The sequence below is a fragment of the Sphingobacterium cellulitidis genome (genome assembly GCF_043187465.1).
Taxonomy (GTDB): Bacteria; Bacteroidota; Bacteroidia; order Sphingobacteriales; family Sphingobacteriaceae; genus Sphingobacterium; species Sphingobacterium cellulitidis.
In genome coordinates, this window is sequence record NZ_CP171136.1 from 1,918,457 (window position 1) to 1,937,330 (window position 18,874).

General features: G+C 37.3%; 17 protein-coding genes and 3 tRNA genes. 9 read left to right on the forward strand and 11 right to left on the reverse strand.

The features are described from left to right. Positions 1-241: 241 nt before the first annotated feature. The 5 genes from ACF3OC_RS08395 to ACF3OC_RS08415 form a co-directional block, all read right to left on the reverse strand. Positions 242-313: transfer RNA gene (locus ACF3OC_RS08395), tRNA-Cys, on the reverse strand. A 157-nt stretch (positions 314-470) separates the two neighbouring features. Continuing rightward, positions 471-845 carry a hypothetical protein gene (locus tag ACF3OC_RS08400; RefSeq protein WP_392471397.1) on the reverse strand — a complete coding sequence of 125 codons (375 nt, stop codon included), beginning with the start codon at positions 843-845 and terminating at the stop codon, positions 471-473. A 393-nt stretch (positions 846-1,238) separates the two neighbouring features. Then, positions 1,239-1,310 (reverse strand) — tRNA-Trp (locus ACF3OC_RS08405). A 51-nt stretch (positions 1,311-1,361) separates the two neighbouring features. Then, positions 1,362-1,637, reverse strand: a complete 276-nt coding sequence (locus ACF3OC_RS08410) for a hypothetical protein (RefSeq protein WP_392471399.1) — start codon at positions 1,635-1,637, stop codon at positions 1,362-1,364. A 481-nt stretch (positions 1,638-2,118) separates the two neighbouring features. Beyond that, positions 2,119-2,222: transfer RNA gene (locus ACF3OC_RS08415), tRNA-OTHER, on the reverse strand. 612 nt (positions 2,223-2,834) lie between these two features. Between ACF3OC_RS08415 and ACF3OC_RS08420 the strand changes: the two genes are divergently transcribed. From ACF3OC_RS08420 to ACF3OC_RS08450, 7 genes are all read left to right on the forward strand, one after another. Next, positions 2,835-7,472 carry a phage tail tape measure protein gene (locus tag ACF3OC_RS08420; RefSeq protein ID WP_392471401.1) on the forward strand — a complete coding sequence of 1,546 codons (4,638 nt, stop codon included), beginning with the start codon at positions 2,835-2,837 and terminating at the stop codon, positions 7,470-7,472. Further along, on the forward strand, positions 7,472-7,981 hold the full coding sequence (locus tag ACF3OC_RS08425) for a hypothetical protein (protein ID WP_392471402.1): 510 nt from the start codon (positions 7,472-7,474) through the stop codon (positions 7,979-7,981). Before ACF3OC_RS08420 ends, ACF3OC_RS08425 begins: the two co-directional genes overlap by 1 nt. Further along, positions 7,981-10,419 (forward strand): phage tail protein, encoded by a 2,439-nt coding sequence (locus tag ACF3OC_RS08430; RefSeq protein ID WP_392471404.1) that lies wholly within the window; start codon positions 7,981-7,983, stop codon positions 10,417-10,419. The genes ACF3OC_RS08425 and ACF3OC_RS08430 overlap by 1 nt, the downstream gene beginning before the upstream one ends. Positions 10,420-10,431: 12 nt before the next feature. Beyond that, a complete protein-coding gene (locus ACF3OC_RS08435; RefSeq protein ID WP_392471406.1) occupies positions 10,432-13,473 on the forward strand; it encodes a CotH kinase family protein in 3,042 nt (1,013 codons plus the stop codon). Positions 13,474-14,067: 594 nt separating this feature from the next. Continuing rightward, positions 14,068-14,529, forward strand: coding sequence for a lysozyme (locus ACF3OC_RS08440; protein WP_392471408.1), 462 nt, complete (start codon positions 14,068-14,070; stop codon positions 14,527-14,529). A gap of 4 nt (positions 14,530-14,533) precedes the next feature. Next, entirely contained in the window at positions 14,534-14,851 is a 318-nt protein-coding gene (locus ACF3OC_RS08445) for a hypothetical protein (RefSeq protein ID WP_392471409.1), read from the forward strand. Further along, a complete protein-coding gene (locus ACF3OC_RS08450; protein ID WP_392471410.1) occupies positions 14,838-15,470 on the forward strand; it encodes a hypothetical protein in 633 nt (210 codons plus the stop codon). Before ACF3OC_RS08445 ends, ACF3OC_RS08450 begins: the two co-directional genes overlap by 14 nt. A 252-nt stretch (positions 15,471-15,722) precedes the next feature. Here the strand turns inward: ACF3OC_RS08450 and ACF3OC_RS08455 are convergent, their stop codons facing one another. From ACF3OC_RS08455 to ACF3OC_RS08465, 3 genes are all read right to left on the reverse strand, one after another. Then, positions 15,723-16,277 carry a hypothetical protein gene (locus ACF3OC_RS08455; protein WP_392471412.1) on the reverse strand — a complete coding sequence of 185 codons (555 nt, stop codon included), beginning with the start codon at positions 16,275-16,277 and terminating at the stop codon, positions 15,723-15,725. A 217-nt stretch (positions 16,278-16,494) separates the two neighbouring features. Beyond that, the gene (locus ACF3OC_RS08460; RefSeq protein ID WP_141202093.1) at positions 16,495-16,776 is read right to left on the reverse strand and encodes a hypothetical protein; all 282 of its coding nucleotides are present in this window, start codon (positions 16,774-16,776) and stop codon (positions 16,495-16,497) included. A gap of 84 nt (positions 16,777-16,860) precedes the next feature. Then, positions 16,861-17,055 carry a CsbD family protein gene (locus ACF3OC_RS08465; protein WP_094257116.1) on the reverse strand — a complete coding sequence of 65 codons (195 nt, stop codon included), beginning with the start codon at positions 17,053-17,055 and terminating at the stop codon, positions 16,861-16,863. Positions 17,056-17,290: 235 nt separating this feature from the next. Between ACF3OC_RS08465 and ACF3OC_RS08470 the strand changes: the two genes are divergently transcribed. Further along, the gene (locus ACF3OC_RS08470; RefSeq protein ID WP_392471414.1) at positions 17,291-17,515 is read left to right on the forward strand and encodes a hypothetical protein; all 225 of its coding nucleotides are present in this window, start codon (positions 17,291-17,293) and stop codon (positions 17,513-17,515) included. Between the two features lie 4 nt (positions 17,516-17,519). After that, on the forward strand, positions 17,520-17,795 hold the full coding sequence (locus ACF3OC_RS08475) for a hypothetical protein (RefSeq protein WP_141202094.1): 276 nt from the start codon (positions 17,520-17,522) through the stop codon (positions 17,793-17,795). Between the two features lie 24 nt (positions 17,796-17,819). Here ACF3OC_RS08475 and ACF3OC_RS08480 read toward each other — a convergent pair whose 3' ends face one another. From ACF3OC_RS08480 to ACF3OC_RS08490, 3 genes are all read right to left on the reverse strand, one after another. Beyond that, a complete protein-coding gene (locus tag ACF3OC_RS08480) occupies positions 17,820-18,029 on the reverse strand; it encodes a hypothetical protein (protein WP_392471417.1) in 210 nt (69 codons plus the stop codon). A 161-nt stretch (positions 18,030-18,190) separates the two neighbouring features. Continuing rightward, positions 18,191-18,433 (reverse strand): hypothetical protein, encoded by a 243-nt coding sequence (locus ACF3OC_RS08485; protein ID WP_094257120.1) that lies wholly within the window; start codon positions 18,431-18,433, stop codon positions 18,191-18,193. 181 nt (positions 18,434-18,614) lie between these two features. Then, entirely contained in the window at positions 18,615-18,824 is a 210-nt protein-coding gene (locus ACF3OC_RS08490) for a hypothetical protein (RefSeq protein ID WP_094257121.1), read from the reverse strand. Positions 18,825-18,874: the final 50 nt, after the last annotated feature.

Below are 18,874 nucleotides of genomic sequence, written 5' to 3' on the forward strand. Positions count from 1 at the left end.
TTTTTCATCTGCATTTGTATTTAAGATATGTTAGAGGATAAGAGATTAAAAAGCACCTTAATTTGGGTAATCATTACTATAGTGGTTTTGATAATCTTATTCCTTGTTTGGCAGTTTCTATTCGTTTCTATAGAAGAAGTATCAGAGGAGTTTCCTAAATAAGACCTCCCCATTATAAAAATATTTCTTTCCAAAGCAGGAATAAAGAACGATCATAACCAATCCTGCTTGTGGTTGTATGAGTAGGTAGGTGGAATCGAACCACCGATGCCAGATTTGCGAACTGGCGCCTTTACCGCTTGGCCATACCTACATTTTAAAAGCAAGGCTGTTATACGTTCATTAGTGACTGCATCCCTATGATAATAGGCTCAATGTTCACAACCTTGCTTTATGTTTTTAAACATCACCACAGTTTATTTAACAAGTCTTGCAGGACTTGGGTGATGTTATTTCTTCAAAGAACTTGCCTAGTATATAGGCTTTTCGGGTTTTACAATGGGTTGGTAGTGGGTGTATTTACCATAGAAAGATTTATCACCTATTTCCCAATCTCCGTTATCGTCATTATACCACCAATAGTAGTCGTTTTCGATTTCGTCATGTTGCTCCTCACTCTCTATCCTTATCCACCCGTTGTTGTTTTCGATGCCTTGTAGGGATTTGGGCATGTAAAGATGATTATTAAAGTCATGTACAGTCATCAGTATTCCGTTCCATGAAATTATGCTACTACGTTCATCAATTAGGCAGATGTACATACCTTGATGGAGTTCATCCTTTACTTGCTCCCAATACTCACCATACGCCTTGCGTATAGCTTCTTGCTTTGCGGTGTTTGGCATGGTTAGTCATTGTTTAATAATAGTGATGCAGGGTATATGATGATTAACAACGTAAATCCAATAACAAACGGAATTGTGAATGTTTTATACTCTAACATAGCTCCAATAGTGCCGACTGTTATTAAAATTGCTACCCAAGTTGAATACCTTTTCATAACTGTGTGTGTTTGGTTAGTTTATAATTTTATTGTTTTGATCAGTGTTAAAAAATCCCCTTCACTATGGGAGCAAAGGGGATACACACTAACTATTTAATTCCACTATGAAAGTCTTTAAAGCGGGAATAAAGAACTCCCCATCATAAACATATCCCGCTTTGGTTGTAATTCTTAATAAGCCCTGATCCTGGACCAGGGCATGCGGGCATCTATCTCCGCTTTTCTATTACTTAAGTACAGGCCGTAAGATTCGAACTCACATCTAACGGGTTTGGAATCCGTCGCTTTACCGTTAAGCTAGGCCTATAATTAAAGGTGTCGAATTCGACACCTTTACTAAATTCTTATTCCATTGCACCTATAACATTCTAATAGTAGGTGGATCGTTAGCACTCGGCTTGATATCGGAAGTATATCCGTTGATCAGATCATCTTCAGACAATACCGTTACCATTTTGCTGTACTTTGGAGAAACATCTGGAGTGATACCGTCACAGATTAGATCAAAGTGCGGGACCTTCTCAAAGTCTTTTTTAAGCTCAATGGAAGCATTCTTGTCAAAGGATGCGTAAACCGTGCCAACCATCATAACGGAAAATAAACCGATCATCGCAATTGCTACAAATCTTTTCATTTCGTAAATGGTTAATTGAGTTAATAAATTAATGAACTATTCGCTGTCTATCCAGCTGTCTTAAATTCTTTGAGGTTCTTTGCTGCTAATTCTTTATTTCATAACCTGAAAACCATTAGTGCTATAATTTTACGATCACCCTCCACTAACCGAGACCAATCAACTTTTTTCAAGGGTATCAGCATTGCTATATATCGCCATCTTTCAGATTATTACTTTAAAGAACCAAGAACCTCGCTCTCTGTTGCGTTCGTAGCGAGGGATGGGAGCGACCCACCGTCATAAGGAAATGAGCCTTCAGACAACCTCATTATTTCTCGCCAAATTGCATTTACGTTTCAAATGCTAAGCAGGTTTAGTTGCGGACTTTCCTTCCAGTAGGGCTTTCTTTTGTCATTTACTGCTTAATTAATTTAATGATAGTAAGCTGATGGGCACGTTATCCTACAATTTCAACACAAAGCCACTGTGTTAAGTATCGTGGAGTGAATTGGATTCGAACCAATGTTTGCAAGCGATAAAGTCTTATACGTGTTTCAGAAGCTTTACCATAACCTGCCGTCCTAACCACTAGACGATCACCCCAAAATAATGCTGGCTATCTCACGACCACCAGCACCAAACCAATTATAAACCTAAATTATGAACGATTTAAAAAGCCGTCTTTCCGGCTGTCACTATTGTATTTTCATCCTTCTGAGCAAATTGTTTTTGCCCGCGATAACCTTAAGATGTTTAGGAGCTGCTCTATCCGCCTACAACAGCCATCACAAAACGCGGAGTGATATATTTTTTAAGCAAGGACAGGATTGAAACCTGTAACTATTTTCGTCTGTAACGGTACTCTCCACGTCTTCACGAAAGGAGGGGTTTATTCCTTTTTACCGCCAGTGGGTTCGTTAGAATATATACAGTCCGATAAGTCAACAAATTAAATATATCCCCATCTTCTTTATTTGCGTCTAATTCCGCCACCTTGCTATTTCTTACCCCCAACCAACTACATGTTGTTAATCTTCTCGAAAATTGAGGAATTGATTTTTCAATGAACTTTTTTAGTGATTCAATCACTTAATGAAACAAACTTATAATATTATAACAACTTATCCAAATAGATTATTAAATATTTTGCAAATACTTGATTTGCATTTGAATATAATTTAACCCTGATATCCTTCAAAGTACCTTTGAATCTATATGGCAGAGGTAAAATTCAAGTTTGTTGGAGATGATAGTGAGTTAAGAAAGAAACTTGCTGATTTGGCAAAATTGAGGGCTGAGATGTCCGACAAATTTCCCAAGGATTTTGCTAGTTCAATGACTTCTGGGCTTTCAAAAACTATGGATGAAACGGCCAAACAGTTTTCCAAGGTCACAAAAGAAGCCGAATTACTTAATAAGGTTTCAAATAATAGCTCAAATGCTCAGAGCAAACTTCGCCAGATCGAATCGATTGCGCAATTGAGAATTGAACTACAAAAGGAACGTGAGGAACAAAAACTTCTAAAAAAACTATATGATGAAGGGAAAATTTCTCTTGAACAATATAGAAAAGAGGTAGGAAAGTTTATTAAATCAGAACAAGAACGTTCCAAAGCCATAAGAGAAGGCAAAAAGGAATTGTCCGAAAATGGAGAATATCAGAAACTTAATCGAGCGTTAGCCAATGTCAGAAAAGAAAGCAAGGATCTTCTCGCAGAGATGTTCAGGATGGAACGCCAAGGTTACAAGAATACTTTGGGTTATGAAAAACTTAGGGAAAAAGCGGATGCATTAACAAAACAGACTCAATTCTTAGATAGAGGTATTAAGAAGATAGATGCATCCCTTGGCCTTCATCAAAGAAATGTAGGTAATTACACTGATGCAGTAGAAAATATAATTCCGGTTGTATCAAGGGTAAATTCACAATTATCCTCATTTGGATTGACTTTAGATGACTTAGCGAAAAAACCCGGTGCATTAAAGGAGTTAGGAACTGCTTTTGTTGGAATCGGTAAAAATATCCTAACATTTCTAACTACTCCTGTAGGAGCTTTATTGGCTGGCTTAGCTTCCTTGTTTGCCTTATTTCAATCAAATAAACAAACTGTTATTGATTTTGATAGCGGGATTAAAGACGTAAGCAAAACCACAGGCTTAGCAGGTAGGGATCTAAGTTTATTCGGAAATGCTATAGTTGAGCTATCAGCAAAATTACAGGTTGTTTCAGCTGATAAATTATTGGAGTATTCAAAAGTTGCTGGTCAACTGGGAGTAAAAGGTAGGGCAGATATATTAGCTTTTTCTGAAGCATTGGCCATGCTGGAAACCGCATCTGATATCACAGGTGAAGAAGGCGGTTCTTCAATTGCTAGGATGCTTACCCTTGTGGATGGGGGAGTACAGAACGTTAAGGCCTTCGGGGATGAAATCGTAAATCTAGGCAATAATTTCGCGGCTACTGAAAAGGAAATTCTTGATAATGCAACACAGATTTCCCAAAACGTTGGTATTTATAGAATAGGAAGACAAGAGGTGTTAGCCTTTGCTACGGCTACCAAAGCTGTTGGACTCGAGGCTGAACTTGTAGGTTCAACATTTTCCAGGACCCTTGGAGAATTCGAAAAAACACTTAGAACAGGAAAAGGTGTATCCGATCTATTGAAAGTTATTGGAGGAAACCAAGCTGATCTTCAAAAGAAATTCAGGGAAGATGCTGCAGGTGTTTTTGTAGACTACATCCGAGGACTTAACAATATTCATAAAGCTGGAGGATCCGTAAATGAGGCACTTGAACATACGGGAGTAGTTGCAGTAAGGGACCAGCGGGTAATATCTTCATTGGCTACTAATGGTTTTGATGTGCTTACCGGAGCTTTGGAGAATGTAAAAGAGGCTCACGGAGCAATGCAAACTGAATTTGAAAATGGAGCTTCAAAATTGGAGCAACAATCTAAGAGAATGAGTATTGCGTGGGACAATTTTGTCCTTACAGTTGAAAAAGGTGAAGGCGTAATTGCTGGAGTTTTCTTGAGATTGATGGATGGAGCTTCAATCTTACTTGACACCATAACCAAGGCATTCAACCCTACCTCTTTCGGTGAATTCACCACTCGTTTATTTGACTTAAATGCAGCTGATAAGATCCGTGAGATAAACCTAGCAATGGCCGAGGGTGAAGGAACGGTTAAAAAACTTGGTGGATTTGATTTGAGTAAATCTTCTCAAAAACAAATCAACGATTTGACAAAGGAAACAGAGTCCTCTCTAAAATCAGTTACTAGTGCCTTGAAAATTTATAATGAAGAGGTTGAAAAGGGAAAACTCAAGGACGGAGGGAAAAACTCCATAGCTTCTGTGGAAGGTACCAAACGAGCTTTGGAAGCAAACCTGTCAAGATTAAAGATTTTCTACAAGGAGGAAAAAGCTGTCAATACAAAGATTGAATTCGAAGAATCAGAAGCTGATAAGAAAAAAGCAGAAAGAGCACAAGCTGCCGCTGATCGTCAAATCGAACAAGGGAGACAAGCAGTTGAGCGTCAACGTTCACTTCAAGCTCAAATTGATTCAATCGCCCAGCAGGCAAACCGTAAACAACTAAGCCGTGACCAAGAAGAAATTGAATCGATAAAAGATAAATATTCAAAAATTCGAGAAGAGATCAGAAAATTTCTAGCTGATCCTAAAAATAAGGGACAAAAGGTTGATCAGGGTAAACTTGTTTCAGCTGAACGCTTTGAAATTAATGAGGCTGAAACCAGACAAGGGACTCGTGATCTTGTAAAGCAACTTGGTGAGCAACGAGAAATCTACACCGCATACAATGCTTACGTAGAGCAAAACGGTATCGAAGCAGCTGAAAAGATGTTTGGTAAACAGGCGGAATTAGCTAAAGATTACCGTTCCAATCTTGAAAAGGAACTATTGGCCATTACAACTTTGCAAAAGTCAGCTTCTGCGTTGGCATTCACCGGTATAGATGTGAAGTTAACACAGGCACAGGAAGAGCGAGCAAAAGCATTGCAAGAGATGATCGATTCATTGAACAAAGAAGAGCGTGCAAAACAAATGGCGAAATATGCGCAGGCGCTTACTATGGCAAAAACCTTTGCACAGAAAGAACTTGATATCCGTAAAGCTCATAATGAAGCACTCGCAAACTTGGGTAAGGATGCCACGGATGAACAGCGTGCAGCACTTGACGAATCTTTGAAGGAACAGCTTGCCTCTCTTATTGAAAGTGCTCCAGAGTTTAAAAAAGCTATGGAGGACATCAATAAAGCGACCGATGGGATGTTAGGAGATGCCTTCCGAACTGGAAAGGATACGGTAATGCAGTTAATTGATGGAATGAAGGATGCTACAGCCGAACAGAAGGCTGCACTACGCAAGATTTTCGGCGATTTCTTCGACAAAGGGATCAAAGATGCTGATTTGGGCGACCTCGACAATATCGCAAGAGCGGCCAATGAATTTGGTGGCTTAGTGGAAAGTGCGCTTTCGTTCTCCAACGAACTTGATAGTGGATTGAAGTCGCTTAGTGCGATGGTAGGAGTGTCAAGTCAGGTAGCAAGATCTCTTGCTAGTATATTCACCAATAAGAAACTTTCCGAAACGTTTGAAAACATAGGTGCAGCACTTCCAATTTTTGGTGCGGCATTGTCATTGGGGTCATCTCTATCAAGTTTCTTTAATCAAGCGCGTGATCAGCGTAACGCTGAGAACCAAGCAGAGATACAGGCGTCCCAGGATAGGCAATTGCGCTTGACCGAGGCAATGACGAAAGCTTTGCAGATGCAACTGGAAATTATCAATGATCTGTACGGCACAGAAAGGCTTGATGAATATGAATCAAAACTAAAGGAGCTTAACAATACATATATCGCTCAATCGAATATGCTTTCTGGGAAATTTCTAATGACTGGTAATTCTTTTACCGATAGCATTCTGGAAAGACTGAATAACGGAGAAACCCAAAGCCAGATATACAAATCGTTTTCCGTGGCTTCAAAAGAATACATGGCTTTGCCGGGTATATTTAAGAACCTTTCAAAATATGCTAGGGTACCGCAATTATCAAAGGATATTGAAAAGGCAAAGAAGGAGGTCATAGACCTACAGAACCAAATGGCCCAAAGTGGTCAGGAGCTTGATAAAAACTCCCAGGAAAGGTTGAATAACCTGTTGGAGACGATAAACACATATGAAAGTGCCATGCTCAAAAAGATGGAGGAAACGACAGGCAATTCTTTCTCTACTATTCTCAGCGATATATCGTCCCTGTTTTTCAATCAGGGTGAGAATGCTGCTGACGCTTGGACCGAAGGATTCGATAAGATCCTAGAAAACTATATGGTTCAGAAATTCCAACGCGATTTCTTGGAGAAGGAAATGAAGGAATGGTATGAAAACTTCAATTCGATGGCAGAAGATGGACTTACTACGGAGGAAAAGGAATTTTTACAAAAAAACCTAGAATTACGTAGGCAACGAGGAGAGGAATTTCTGAAAAATCAGAAAGATGTAATGGGCTTAACAAACACTGAATCTTCATCTAATCTAAAATCGGAAACTATTGCTAGGCAGATTTCTGAAACAACTGGGTCTGAACTGGTGGGATTATTCCGTTCAACCTATGATCTAAACAAGCAACAACTTTTGGCTATTCAAGCGAATGGTAAAGCACACATTGATTTGATAGCAATAGCCAACAATAAGCTAATAGCTTTGAATGCGATTCAGGTTAACACTTTTAATACGGCTAATGAAGCCCTGAAGATTGCCAACAATACGGCAGAATCGCTTACATATCTAAGAAATATAGACAGAAGCCTAGGAGGGGCAAACATATAATGTTCTCTATAGAAACTTTAAACACTGAAGGGTTAGGTCTATACTTTAAAAGAGGTAGTCTATTTTCCCAGCTCCTGAAATTCCCAAAACCAAAGGAAAGGTTTTCAAACAATTGGATTGACGAACATGGAAAGGAATATGACAATGTTTCCCCTATTGTTTATGAATCCCTTCAGTACAATATTGATTGCTATCTGGTTGCTTCTGGCGTTGGTGACCTCTTAGAAAAGCGGTCCCAAATACTTGAATTGATTTCAGATCCATCAGGTTTTACATTTTTCAGTAATACAATAGGCAGGGGATTTCTCTTAAGATATCTTGATTCTCCATCATTTAGGAATATGGTGCCTCTTTTTTCCAAAGGTCAAATCTATTGTGAATTTACCCTCAATCTTGAAAACAACTTTGAGCCAACAGAATCATGGTTCTATCTGGCAGACGATGAAGCCTACATATTGACAGAGAATGATGAGTATATAATATTGGACGATATAAGACAGAATTTTTAATGAAGATACAGGTATTAAGACAGGGAGTTGAAACAATCCGGTTGCCGTTGGAGAAGTCGGTGTTTACCCGTAAGTTAATGGGTGACCATAACCTTGCCTTTTCCTTTCAGTCAACTACTATGCTTGACCTTAAGGTAGGTGATAGCCTGATATATCAGAATGAGGTTATGTCCATCAATAAAAATCCCGACAATAAAAAATTGTCTTCAAATCTCTTTCAATATGATTTTGTCTTTCAGGGTCCAAGACACAGTCTAGTAAGGTGGATAATTCAAGATGAAGGTGCAATTATCTTTCCTTATGATGGCGACCTTGAATCCCATATGTTCATGTTCATTGAATCCTTGAACGCAAAGGATCCTGATGCTGATTGGTCTTTGGGAGAATTGGAGCAGGTGGAAGTCTTTCACCTGGATTATAGGGCTAATAATTTTTGGGATGCTCTGAACATGATAGCAGAGGCATCGGGCTGTGAATGGCAAATTAGGGGAAAAGTGTTTTCTGTTAAAAAGATAGTGGGAAATTCAACGAACATAAAGCTTTCATATGGCAGGAATAATGGTCTGTACAGTATCGAACGAAAAACAATAGATAATTCCATGATCGTCAATAGGGCGTATGGTATTGGAGGTACGGAGAATCTACCTAAGGATTATCCATTTAAAGTATTGATGCTTACTGACCCAATCGAGGACCAGACCAGCATCGAAGCAAACGGACTATTTGAAAGGCCCTATGAAAATGAAGAGATATACCCTAAAAGGACCTCGACAGTTACCAGAATAGATCAATACAATGAAGGAACATTTATCATTAGTGATACCACACTGGATTTTGACCTTAATGGACAATTTATTGCAGGCACGGAACCAAAGGTAGTCTTTAAGGACGGTGCACTTATGAACCAGGAGTTCAAGATACTTTCCTATAACCATGAAAGAAAGGAAATACGATATGAAGCCAATAAGGACAGTAACGGAAAGCTTACCCCCTTTGGTCTTTACCGAGCAGAAATAGGAGATAGTTATACTATTATAGGCATTAGGTTACCGCAATCCTACCTCGATGCTGCAGTACTTGAACTTCAGGAAAAGGTACAGGAGTTTATAGATTCAAATAAGAGTCCAAGGGTCGTATATGGACTGGATATCGATGTTCTTGATGCGAAAAGAAAGGCTGTTTATCCGAATGAAGGTGACTTTATTGAAATATCTGATACATCCTATGGCATTGTTAACGAGGTAATGCGAGTGACATACATATCCTTCCCCGGTACCTTTCCTGAACTCCTTATTCCAGGGATGAAATTTACCTGTGAGGTGGGTGGAGATGTAACCTATTCGCGAATTCAAAAGATCGAGCGGGACATTAAGGAAACCAAGGAAATCGTAAAGCAGGTTACCCGAACCTCATGGGAAAATGACCGAAGAAACATTCTTGCACTTAATGAGTTCAAGGAAAAGGTCATAGATCCCGATGGAAAACTGGAAAAACCTTTGATTGAAGGAATAGTAGGCTTTTTCGGAGCACAGTCAATGATATACGACTTAGAAAATGTCACATACATCGTAAATGAAGGCAACGATCCGAACTCTTTTTCAATTTCTGGGGGCCAGCTCATACATAAGGTATTTAAGATCGAACCGGACCAATATATTTGGGAACTAACAGGCCTTTCTATAAACGGACTAGATCCGTTAAAGCCTTACTATCTGGCAGCAAAATGCAGTAGAACACAGCCTATAGGAACTTGGGTACTGAGTGAAACAGAAATGCCACTAGAATCCGAACCAGGATTCTGGCACTTTAACCTAGGAATCCTTTCATCGGTTATCGAAGGGACAAGGAGCCTTCAGTCAACAAAGGGATATACGGTTATTTCAGGAGGTCAGATAATCACGGATTCAATCACAGCATATTACATCAATGTGAAGAAACTCTTTGCTCAGTACATAGAGGCTTTAAATATGGTAGTGACAGGGAACAGTAAAATCGGTCCATTCTCCATAGATGCTGATGGGCTTTATTATTACGTTGCTGGAACCGAACAGATAAGGTTCAGAATAAACCGCGATGGCATCCAATGGATAAATAGCCGAACTATACCGGGGCCTTTACCAAAGGATTCTTCAATAAAGATCGGTCTTACGAGTGCACTCGTGGATATCCTCAACGAGGGTAACACATCGAGCAATACGGGAATTAGGATCGACATGCCTACTGGAGGTTCATATAAGGCAATAGATGTGCTATCAGGAATTTCAACCTTCAATGGTCAAGTGCGGATGCTTCAGGACTTCAGGATGGACGGAAATGTTTTCGTCGGTACTGAACAGGGTATTACAGGGACATTCCAATACAGTTTTGGCGCAACGAATTATTTTTTGGAATACGTAAACGGTATTCTGGTTAGACAGGGATTAAGTAGTGAATTATAAGAAATTTTAGATATGGGAGATTTACCAGCTAAACAATGGAAGGACGCTTTTGCGGAGGTTAATGATTTTACACATATTATCGTTGACAATGGAATATCCAGAGGAAAGAAAATAAGCAAGGACACGGCTAAGGGCATTTTTGCAAGTCAGGGATCTCAATTAGAATCCCTAGTAGGAGGAACTGCAGGCTCCCCAAAAATCATGAATGCTTTAAGCACCACTGATTACAGATGGGCTAAGGCTTCTCCAGGAGTATATAGATGGAATGGACAGAATTATACCGCCTCAGAGGATAAAGAATGGATTTACGAATGGATAAGTCCAAACTGGGTTTTAAAGGCAATGGGAGATCGAATAAAGGGTGCAGATGGTAAATCAATAACTGATTGGGCCGCACAGGCATATTCCAATGGTGCACAGGTTTTCTATGATAAAAGGCTATTTGAACTTGCTCCAGGACAATCAGCTGTAGCTGCGGATGTACCAGGCACCTCGGTTAAATGGATCGAAAAAGTAGGAGGAGCTAAATTAAACGTTGCTGATGGAGCTTTGGGCTTCAATGAGGCAATGGCGGGTAAAGTAACGGAAGATATTCCCGTACCCAGAATAGGACAGTTTTATAACATGAACGGAGGTAATGGAGCAGCAGGTTGGTATAATAGCAGCCAGTTGTTTGACGTAAACTTAGGCGACACTGTTACTGTCAAAAGTGCTACGGAGAACCTTAATAACCCAGCTATTGCCGTTTTCAAACCAGATGGAACCCCATCTTTGAATGAGTTTATACCATACGAGGAATTAAACAAAACAGAGACGCACACCTATGTAGCAACACAAGCTAGAAAAATAGGAATCAACTTCAGGGCCACTCCTGTTGCTGGGGACATAAAGATCAAAACATCCGTTTTATATTTAAAACCATCAGATATTGATTCAACATCATCCATTGGAGTTGCCAGTAAAAAGAGTGTTGATGATTTATACAAAAACTCAAAAGACAAAACCGAAACATTAACATATAAGAATATAGGAATGTTACGGGCTGACGGCTCGCTTCATGCGGGAGAGAGACTTTATCAATACTCTGACCCGATTAGGGTGAAGGCTGGAAAGAAAATAACCATTGTTATGCGGAATAGAGAGAACGGAGGTTCTAACGTCGCAGGATGGTTACTTAACAACGATCTAAGCTTTAAGTCAGCAATTATCAATCAAAGAAGGATTGAACCTATTAATGAGACATCCTATATATATGAATCGACAATCACACCGGATGCAGACGGGTTTTTAGTTGCGCAAACCCACTCAATGAATCCAAATGCTCCAACCCCTTGGGGAACAATTACTCATGAGGTTCAGACATTCTTAACAAAGGATAACATCAGAGAAGATGGGGAGTATGGTGTCGCTTCGCAGGAGGATATGAAGCTAATCCTAAACAATGGCGGGGTTACAGAATACCCAAACAGCATTTTTAAGAACTTGGGCATCATGGGTGGAACAGGAGGTGTGAACCCTACGATAACAAAAATGAGGTACACTGAAAGGATTTTAGTACCAAAGGGCTCAACATTGTCCGCACAGGTAGCACCAGAGCTTCATAATGAAGTTTCTCCGCAGGCAATAGCGATTATTTTCGACAGTACTGGCGAAAGTGTTATCGGGAGGATAAATGAGACGCAATTAGGTATAAACAATATATCTTACGAGGCCACGGAGAACGTAAATATCGTGCTTAACCACAATATGGAAGAATTCCCATTAAAGGCGAGAGTAACTGTTACTCGGCCAAAGATATATGCACCTTACGGTTCATCCGGTGGTGGCGGGGGCGGTACTGGCAAGTATATCCCAGATGTAACTAGATTCAATCCGGTAGACTTGATAAGAATAGATTTGACAACTACTGACCCAATCCCAACAGCTAAAGGACAATATATGCAAGGGAATGGAAAGTTGTTGATTGACGGTATCGAAAGACAGTTCCACATGAGGTTCGAACCACAAGGTAGTTCGTCAATGTCTTACCCAGAGAAAAACTGGACAATAGAATTATTCAAGGACAGTACTTTGTCACAAGATGTTAAAATTAGGATAGCGAACTTGTTGCCACACTCGGAATACGTTTTAAAAGTTAACTACATTGACCCCAACCACGTATGTAATATTACCGCAAATAGAGTGTGGGAGCAAATGTTACAAACAAGAGAAGGATTCCCTAAACGAGATACCGATCAGAGATTGATAGGAAAAACAGGAGCCGAGGCCATGGAGACCGGGGCTACCGGACATGTAGACGGGTTTCCCGCAATATTCTATAGGAATAACGAATTTTATGGTATAGGGACATTTAACATAGGAAAAAAATACCAAAATTACGACCTAACAAAAGACGATCCCAACCATACGCAATTCGAATTGGGGAACGCGGTTGATTACAATATCCTTAACGGTATTGAGTTAAGAAACCCCAAAGTAGCCACGCCAGAGGTTACAGCTGTATTAAACAAGTTTAAAGCCATAGCATCGACACCATTAGAAAATGCAAACACGGTATTCAAGGCAGGGTTCGTGACAAGCAATATCGTAGATATGTATTTATTCCTAGACTTTTTTAGGCTAGTGGATTGTCTATCCAGAAACAACCACTGGATGACGTATGATGGGGGCGTAAAATGGCTATGTACCCCTTACGATCTCGATACATGGTATAAATCTTGGAACGGGGGAAACATCGAATCTCCTTTAGGCAGGATTTTCACCTTGGGAATCAACGTGCCTAAAAATACTGAGGATTTTTGGAACTTAAAAGTAAGCAGTGTTTATGACACGGAAATCAAAACTAGGTACAGGCAGCTTAGAGATATGGGCATATTCAGTGCTGACAACGTTTACAACATTATGAGAGACTTATCCACCAAGTTTACAAGGGAACTATATCAACTGGATATGGATAAATGGCCTGGCAAAACGGCTTGGTCTATGGGAGTGTTAGAGATCAGCAAGTGGATTAGGACAAGGATTTCATACCTGGATGGTGAATATGGGTATTAACATTTTTTTGAATAATAGACTTTATTCTAGGAAAAATGGAAGTATTTGAAAATAAAAACCAAGACTATTGGTCCTTTTCAATTTACTATTAAAAAAACCTAATTAATCATCTTAATCAACTGGACAAAAAAAACGAGTTCCGATGTGTGGTTGTCTTTAACACAATAAAGGTAGTGAAATAAAATTACCATACCCCTATCTCGGTAGGGGTATAAAAAATGCCCAAAAGATCGTCCTCATCCATTGGGCTCAAAAACGACACTATCATATGAATGTTTTTGATAACTAAATATAGTTAAAAAAGTAACAGAAAAAAATAAAAAAGCCCAATGAATACCGGAAATCATTGGGCCAATTGTTAGCTAGTTTAAATGTAAATGTTATGAAGTTATGAAGTTAAATAAAATAACAATAAAAACAAAAACCCAATGGATCACCCTAATCCATTGGGAATAAATCAAATAGTTTCTATGAACTTTATGAAGTTATATAAAATAATATTAAAAACAAAAAAACCCAACAGCATGGACACCGTTGGGCTATAACCAATTTTTGTATTTGATAAACGCAGTGGATTAAAGATAGGAAATTAAAATGAAAACAGGAGAAAAGGGATTAAAGCTGATAGAGGAATTTGAAGTAGGTGGAAACCTAAAGAAATACCTTACGGCATATCAGGATGTAGTAGGTGTTTGGACCATAGGAATAGGCTCTACTTACTACGAGGATGGAACAAAAGTTAAGCGTGGTGATAAGGTCACTGAAGATCGTGCAAGGGAATTGTTTAAGAATATCCTTGTTAGGTATGAAAATGATGTTAAGCGAGTGATCAAGGTTTGCTTAAATCAAAATCAGTTTGATGCACTCGTAAGCTTTACCTACAATTTAGGGGGAACTAATCTTGCAAGTTCGACACTAGCCAAAAGGATAAATAACAATCCTTGTGATGCTGATATCCGTAATCAGTTCATGAGGTGGAATAAAGCTGGCGGTAAAGTCTATGCAGGATTGGTTAGAAGAAGAAAAGCAGAAGCGGATTTATATTTCAGTAAGTAAGGGGATGGAAAACAAAGCAGAATTGATAAAAGAAGGTACAGGGGGAATTGCCAAGCTTACAAGTGTAGCGCACTATAAGACTTTAGCATTCTGCTTAGTAGTGTCCTTGATAGTTAACTGCTGTCAGGGATGGAGCAATAGCAAGATGACGGATAGATTGGTTAAACAAAGTGAGGAACTGAACGAGAAGCGTATTCAAGACCTCAAATCAATGATCGAAAAAGAAGTAGACGTGAAGATCCAGCCTATTAAAGAAAACGTAGAGAATCAAGCAAAGAAAGTTGATACTGTTATTGAAAAGATTGGAAATGAAGGGAATTAAAATGGTCGCAATGGTAGTCATAGTGACTGCCTTTGCATCTTGTGGAGTATTAAAGAACAAGTTTAAGAATAGCGAGAAACTTGAAATAAAGGAAAGCGCAAAGGTTGAGGTTAAACAGACCGAATCCTCTGCATCTAAAGTTGAGGTAAAGGAAAAGGAGGTTGACAAAGGAATCGTTATTACCGAAAAGGAAACTACGACCAAGACCACAAAGGATGGAAGTAAGGGGAAGTTTACCATCAAGAAAGGGGACCTTAAGCCAGGGGAAAACTACCTTCCGGCAGACAGCGCATTCAAGATGATTAAGGCTATCCTTGACACAATGGCTAATACACTAACCATTGAAGTGGAAACGCCTGCCGAGGTCACAGAAACAACCGTAAAAGAGAAAGTGACAGAACATCGAAACGCAACTAAAGAACGTAAGGAAGAAAAGCAGGATACGACCAATAAACAGGTAGCAACGGTTTCACAGAACAGCAGGGATGAAAAGATTGTCAGGCAGGAATCGGAAAGCAAACCCAATGTTTGGGCTATCCTTATGGACCATATCGGATGGGGGATTGCAGGGGTATTGGTTATAGGGTTTGTATTGTGGTATTTTTTTAGGAAGAAGTAATGAAGTGGTTTTTTGGAGTATTGATATTAATATTGGCTGCTATTTGCCCTCTATCAATTTGGATAAACATATCATTGTTCAAAGGTATCAATAGAATGCAGTATCATATAGATTTTAGAGATTCATTATTGGATTCAACAAGACAAAAGTATTACAATTCTCTTGATACTATTGATAGTTTAAAATTCAGGATTTTAATACAGAAGTATAAGCCACTCTAACAGGTGGCTTGGTTATTTATCATAATTTCTTTTAATTCATTGGCATTCGAGAAACGTGATAACTACTATTAAATTTTATCGTGGTATCCCTATATAAAAATTTTATTGCATGATGGTTGTTGTATCTGGATCTAATCAGATAAGAATTTTCTGACTTTACTTTTTGATAAAATTTGCCAAAATCTTGCTGTGTTATTTTTGTTTGACCATAGATATCAAAATAGATTTTATTGATTTTACCGTAACCATTTATTGAAAATGTCATTTTAATATATTCTCCATCTTTTTTTAAGGTAGAATAATTACTAAAATCAAGTAAAAGGGGGCCATAATCATACGAATTTTTAAATTCCATGGTTGGTAAAATTTCTTCCACAGGTGTACCATTAATATTTGAGGGGTTTCTACCTAAATCTGGAGCATTTTGAACCGAAATAGATAATTCATCAATATTAGTAGGAGAAATTGATACTTTGAAAATGGTGCCATAATAAGAAAAAGTTCCAGGCCTAACTAAATTTTGACTTTTACTGTGTTCGGTAGTAATTAAAAATATAGAAGTAAAAATTAATAGAATTATTATCATTTTATATTTTATATGGAAAATGTTAATTTATGAGGCTTGATTAAAATAAACTTCATTAAAGTATTGGTGGTTACAATTTAAAAAAATATTAACATGAGTCTATGGCATTATGTTTTAGTTTGATTTTCCATACATGGCAATAAATGGAGAACCTTAATGTACAAAATAGCACCAAATGATCAGATTCGGAGCTTTTAAATTATTAATGACTTAAATTTTAGTATTTACCATATGTCTTAAGCATGTCAACAATTTTAAACCTTAAATTATAATAATGTAAAATCGTAAAAGTAGTATCTTTCTCATTATATACTAATCTTTCAGGATCAACACCTCTATATTCGGCCATCATATCTTTTAGATCGGAAATTAAATAATCTTTACTGTTGATTGTTAATTTGGAATCATCAATCTTTTCTTTCTCAATGACTTCATTTTTCTTACAGGAGAATAGGACAAGTAAAAGCCCTATAAATAAAAATATAAACGTATTTTTCATAATATCCATAATTTGGTTAATCCAAATATAATAAATAAGCCTAACTTATGTTAGGCTCATAATAATTGTTTGTTTTAAAGGATTTTATTCGTTATCTAAATCTTTCAACCAAGATTTCACTTCATCACGGGTCTTGCCTGTCTTTTCCTGAAGTTTACCATATAATTCATCCTCTTTTCCTTCTACGTAAAGAAGGTCATCATCAGTAAGATCTGCATATTTCTGTTTTACTTTTCCTTTAAGGATGTTCCATTTACCTTTTAAATCTAAAGAATCCATATTAATAAAATTTTAGTGTATAGGTAAAACACCTTTAGAGTGAAACAGTTTTAAATATTATACTTTTACCATTAAAATACCCAGTTAATTTATTTGCATATTTTTAAGTATTTAAAAATAATATTGTTGACAATCAATAATATATAATAAATGTTTAAACATTCGTTTATTAAGCTTTTGTTAATGTTAATTTAATTCGTTTTTATTTTATAAAATTACATAAAATTTCAGAAGAATGTTTGTCAGTGGAACCAAGGGGCAGAAAATAGAATTCCTCAAAGAGTTTTATGAAAAGAAATATTTGTCAAGGGATTTCAGTTTCAGGGCCATTGATGTCAGCTCAGGAGTTGATACTGATATCCTTGAAGAAATGATCCTTGAAATATCTCGTTATACGGAATTTAGACTAATGAAGGTCAAAGATAATGAAGGGGTTTATTTTGTAATCTGTAAAATATAAAATCATGATGAGGTATGCATATTTCTTCGATAATATTTTCAATAAGATTAAGCAAGCAGAAGATTGGGACCATATTTCAATTTTAGTTGGATGTCTGGAGGAAATAGTAGATGATTGGAATACATCTAGATTGTTCAACTTAGAAATACTTGCTTTGTGCCGTGGATTTCTCGATGAATTTAACCAATCCGCAGATTTAAGACGTGATGTACTTACTTTTTCAGAAAATGATATAAAGCGTTTGAGCGGCCTTATGCTTAAAAGCATGGAAAACAGTTAATAAAAAGCCTAACGGTGGGTTAGGCTATAATTTAATCTCTTCAGCAGCATTCATTACATGAATTAATCGTGATAACAATTTTGTGTTATTAATTGTTCCATCATCATTTAAATAGTGATGGTAATCTCCATCCGAAACGAATTCAAATTTCAATGAAATATCTAAATATGATGTTGTTCCTTCTTCAACCTCCCTTGCTTCAAGATTTGTTGATGTTCTAATTAAAACTGCCATATCCAAATATACTATTTAGAATTATAAATTTCTACAGCCCTTTCAATAGCTTTCTCGGGGGCTTGTTGTTTGTTAAGTTTGATAGAACTAGACTTAAAATTGTTTAATTTGTTAATTTGCATTATGAAAAAGAATTTATTTTCATTTCTATTGCCAATTATCTATTTCTCCTTAATGTATTGGTTAGTTCTTTTTACTGGAGATGGAACGATAAATTCCTCTATAGATTTATTGTCAATTATTGTTGGGTATATTTTAATATTATTATGTGGATCAGTTATTAGTCTTATATTCTTCAAACGTGTTAATTTTAATGAAGCTTCTAAGTTTGGATTGATTGCAATATCTATTTTTATAACAGCTCCAATTTTATTGAATATTTTTAAATAGCCTTCTGTTTTCATTTCTTCTTATCTCTAATTTGGGGTTAGACCTCAAATAATATTTCGCATTCGTCTTTGTCTACGGTAATTGTATTGCCATCCTCATCTTGAAGGAAATATGTTTCCGTTGATGAATTTAAAATCATGTACTTTTCATTTTCGTACAAAATATTGTATACGTCGTTTCTTTTTTCCATTTTTATTAATCTAATTTTCTTACTGATAATATTGAAAATTCACTTCCATAGTCATATAAAGCTCTTTGTCTAGCTCCATTCTCGCTAATAGTGTAATACTTCTTTTCCCATTGCAACATCTCGCCTTCAAGAAAATAAGCTAGTATAACTGAATATGTATGCATCATTTCTTCTTTCTTAATTCCCCAAGATTGGAGAGGTTTGTATTTTTGCATTCAATATTTATATTTGTGTATAAATTTTAAATTATGTTTGGCATATTTTG

Bases quoted from the DNA above. Each gene is read 5' to 3' on its own strand.
- ACF3OC_RS08400 (WP_392471397.1), bottom strand. From the start codon at position 845: ATGCCAAACACCGCAAAGCAAGAAGCTATACGCAAGGCGTATGGTGAG.
- ACF3OC_RS08410 (WP_392471399.1), bottom strand. From the start codon at position 1,637: ATGAAAAGATTTGTAGCAATTGCGATGATCGGTTTATTTTCCGTTATG.
- ACF3OC_RS08420 (WP_392471401.1), top strand. From the start codon at position 2,835: ATGGCAGAGGTAAAATTCAAGTTTGTTGGAGATGATAGTGAGTTAAGA.
- ACF3OC_RS08425 (WP_392471402.1), top strand. From the start codon at position 7,472: ATGTTCTCTATAGAAACTTTAAACACTGAAGGGTTAGGTCTATACTTT.
- ACF3OC_RS08430 (WP_392471404.1), top strand. From the start codon at position 7,981: ATGAAGATACAGGTATTAAGACAGGGAGTTGAAACAATCCGGTTGCCG.
- ACF3OC_RS08435 (WP_392471406.1), top strand. From the start codon at position 10,432: ATGGGAGATTTACCAGCTAAACAATGGAAGGACGCTTTTGCGGAGGTT.
- ACF3OC_RS08440 (WP_392471408.1), top strand. From the start codon at position 14,068: ATGAAAACAGGAGAAAAGGGATTAAAGCTGATAGAGGAATTTGAAGTA.
- ACF3OC_RS08445 (WP_392471409.1), top strand. From the start codon at position 14,534: ATGGAAAACAAAGCAGAATTGATAAAAGAAGGTACAGGGGGAATTGCC.
- ACF3OC_RS08450 (WP_392471410.1), top strand. From the start codon at position 14,838: ATGAAGGGAATTAAAATGGTCGCAATGGTAGTCATAGTGACTGCCTTT.
- ACF3OC_RS08455 (WP_392471412.1), bottom strand. From the start codon at position 16,277: ATGATAATAATTCTATTAATTTTTACTTCTATATTTTTAATTACTACC.
- ACF3OC_RS08460 (WP_141202093.1), bottom strand. From the start codon at position 16,776: ATGAAAAATACGTTTATATTTTTATTTATAGGGCTTTTACTTGTCCTA.
- ACF3OC_RS08465 (WP_094257116.1), bottom strand. From the start codon at position 17,055: ATGGATTCTTTAGATTTAAAAGGTAAATGGAACATCCTTAAAGGAAAA.
- ACF3OC_RS08470 (WP_392471414.1), top strand. From the start codon at position 17,291: ATGTTTGTCAGTGGAACCAAGGGGCAGAAAATAGAATTCCTCAAAGAG.
- ACF3OC_RS08475 (WP_141202094.1), top strand. From the start codon at position 17,520: ATGATGAGGTATGCATATTTCTTCGATAATATTTTCAATAAGATTAAG.
- ACF3OC_RS08480 (WP_392471417.1), bottom strand. From the start codon at position 18,029: ATGGCAGTTTTAATTAGAACATCAACAAATCTTGAAGCAAGGGAGGTT.
- ACF3OC_RS08485 (WP_094257120.1), bottom strand. From the start codon at position 18,433: ATGAAAACAGAAGGCTATTTAAAAATATTCAATAAAATTGGAGCTGTT.
- ACF3OC_RS08490 (WP_094257121.1), bottom strand. From the start codon at position 18,824: ATGCAAAAATACAAACCTCTCCAATCTTGGGGAATTAAGAAAGAAGAA.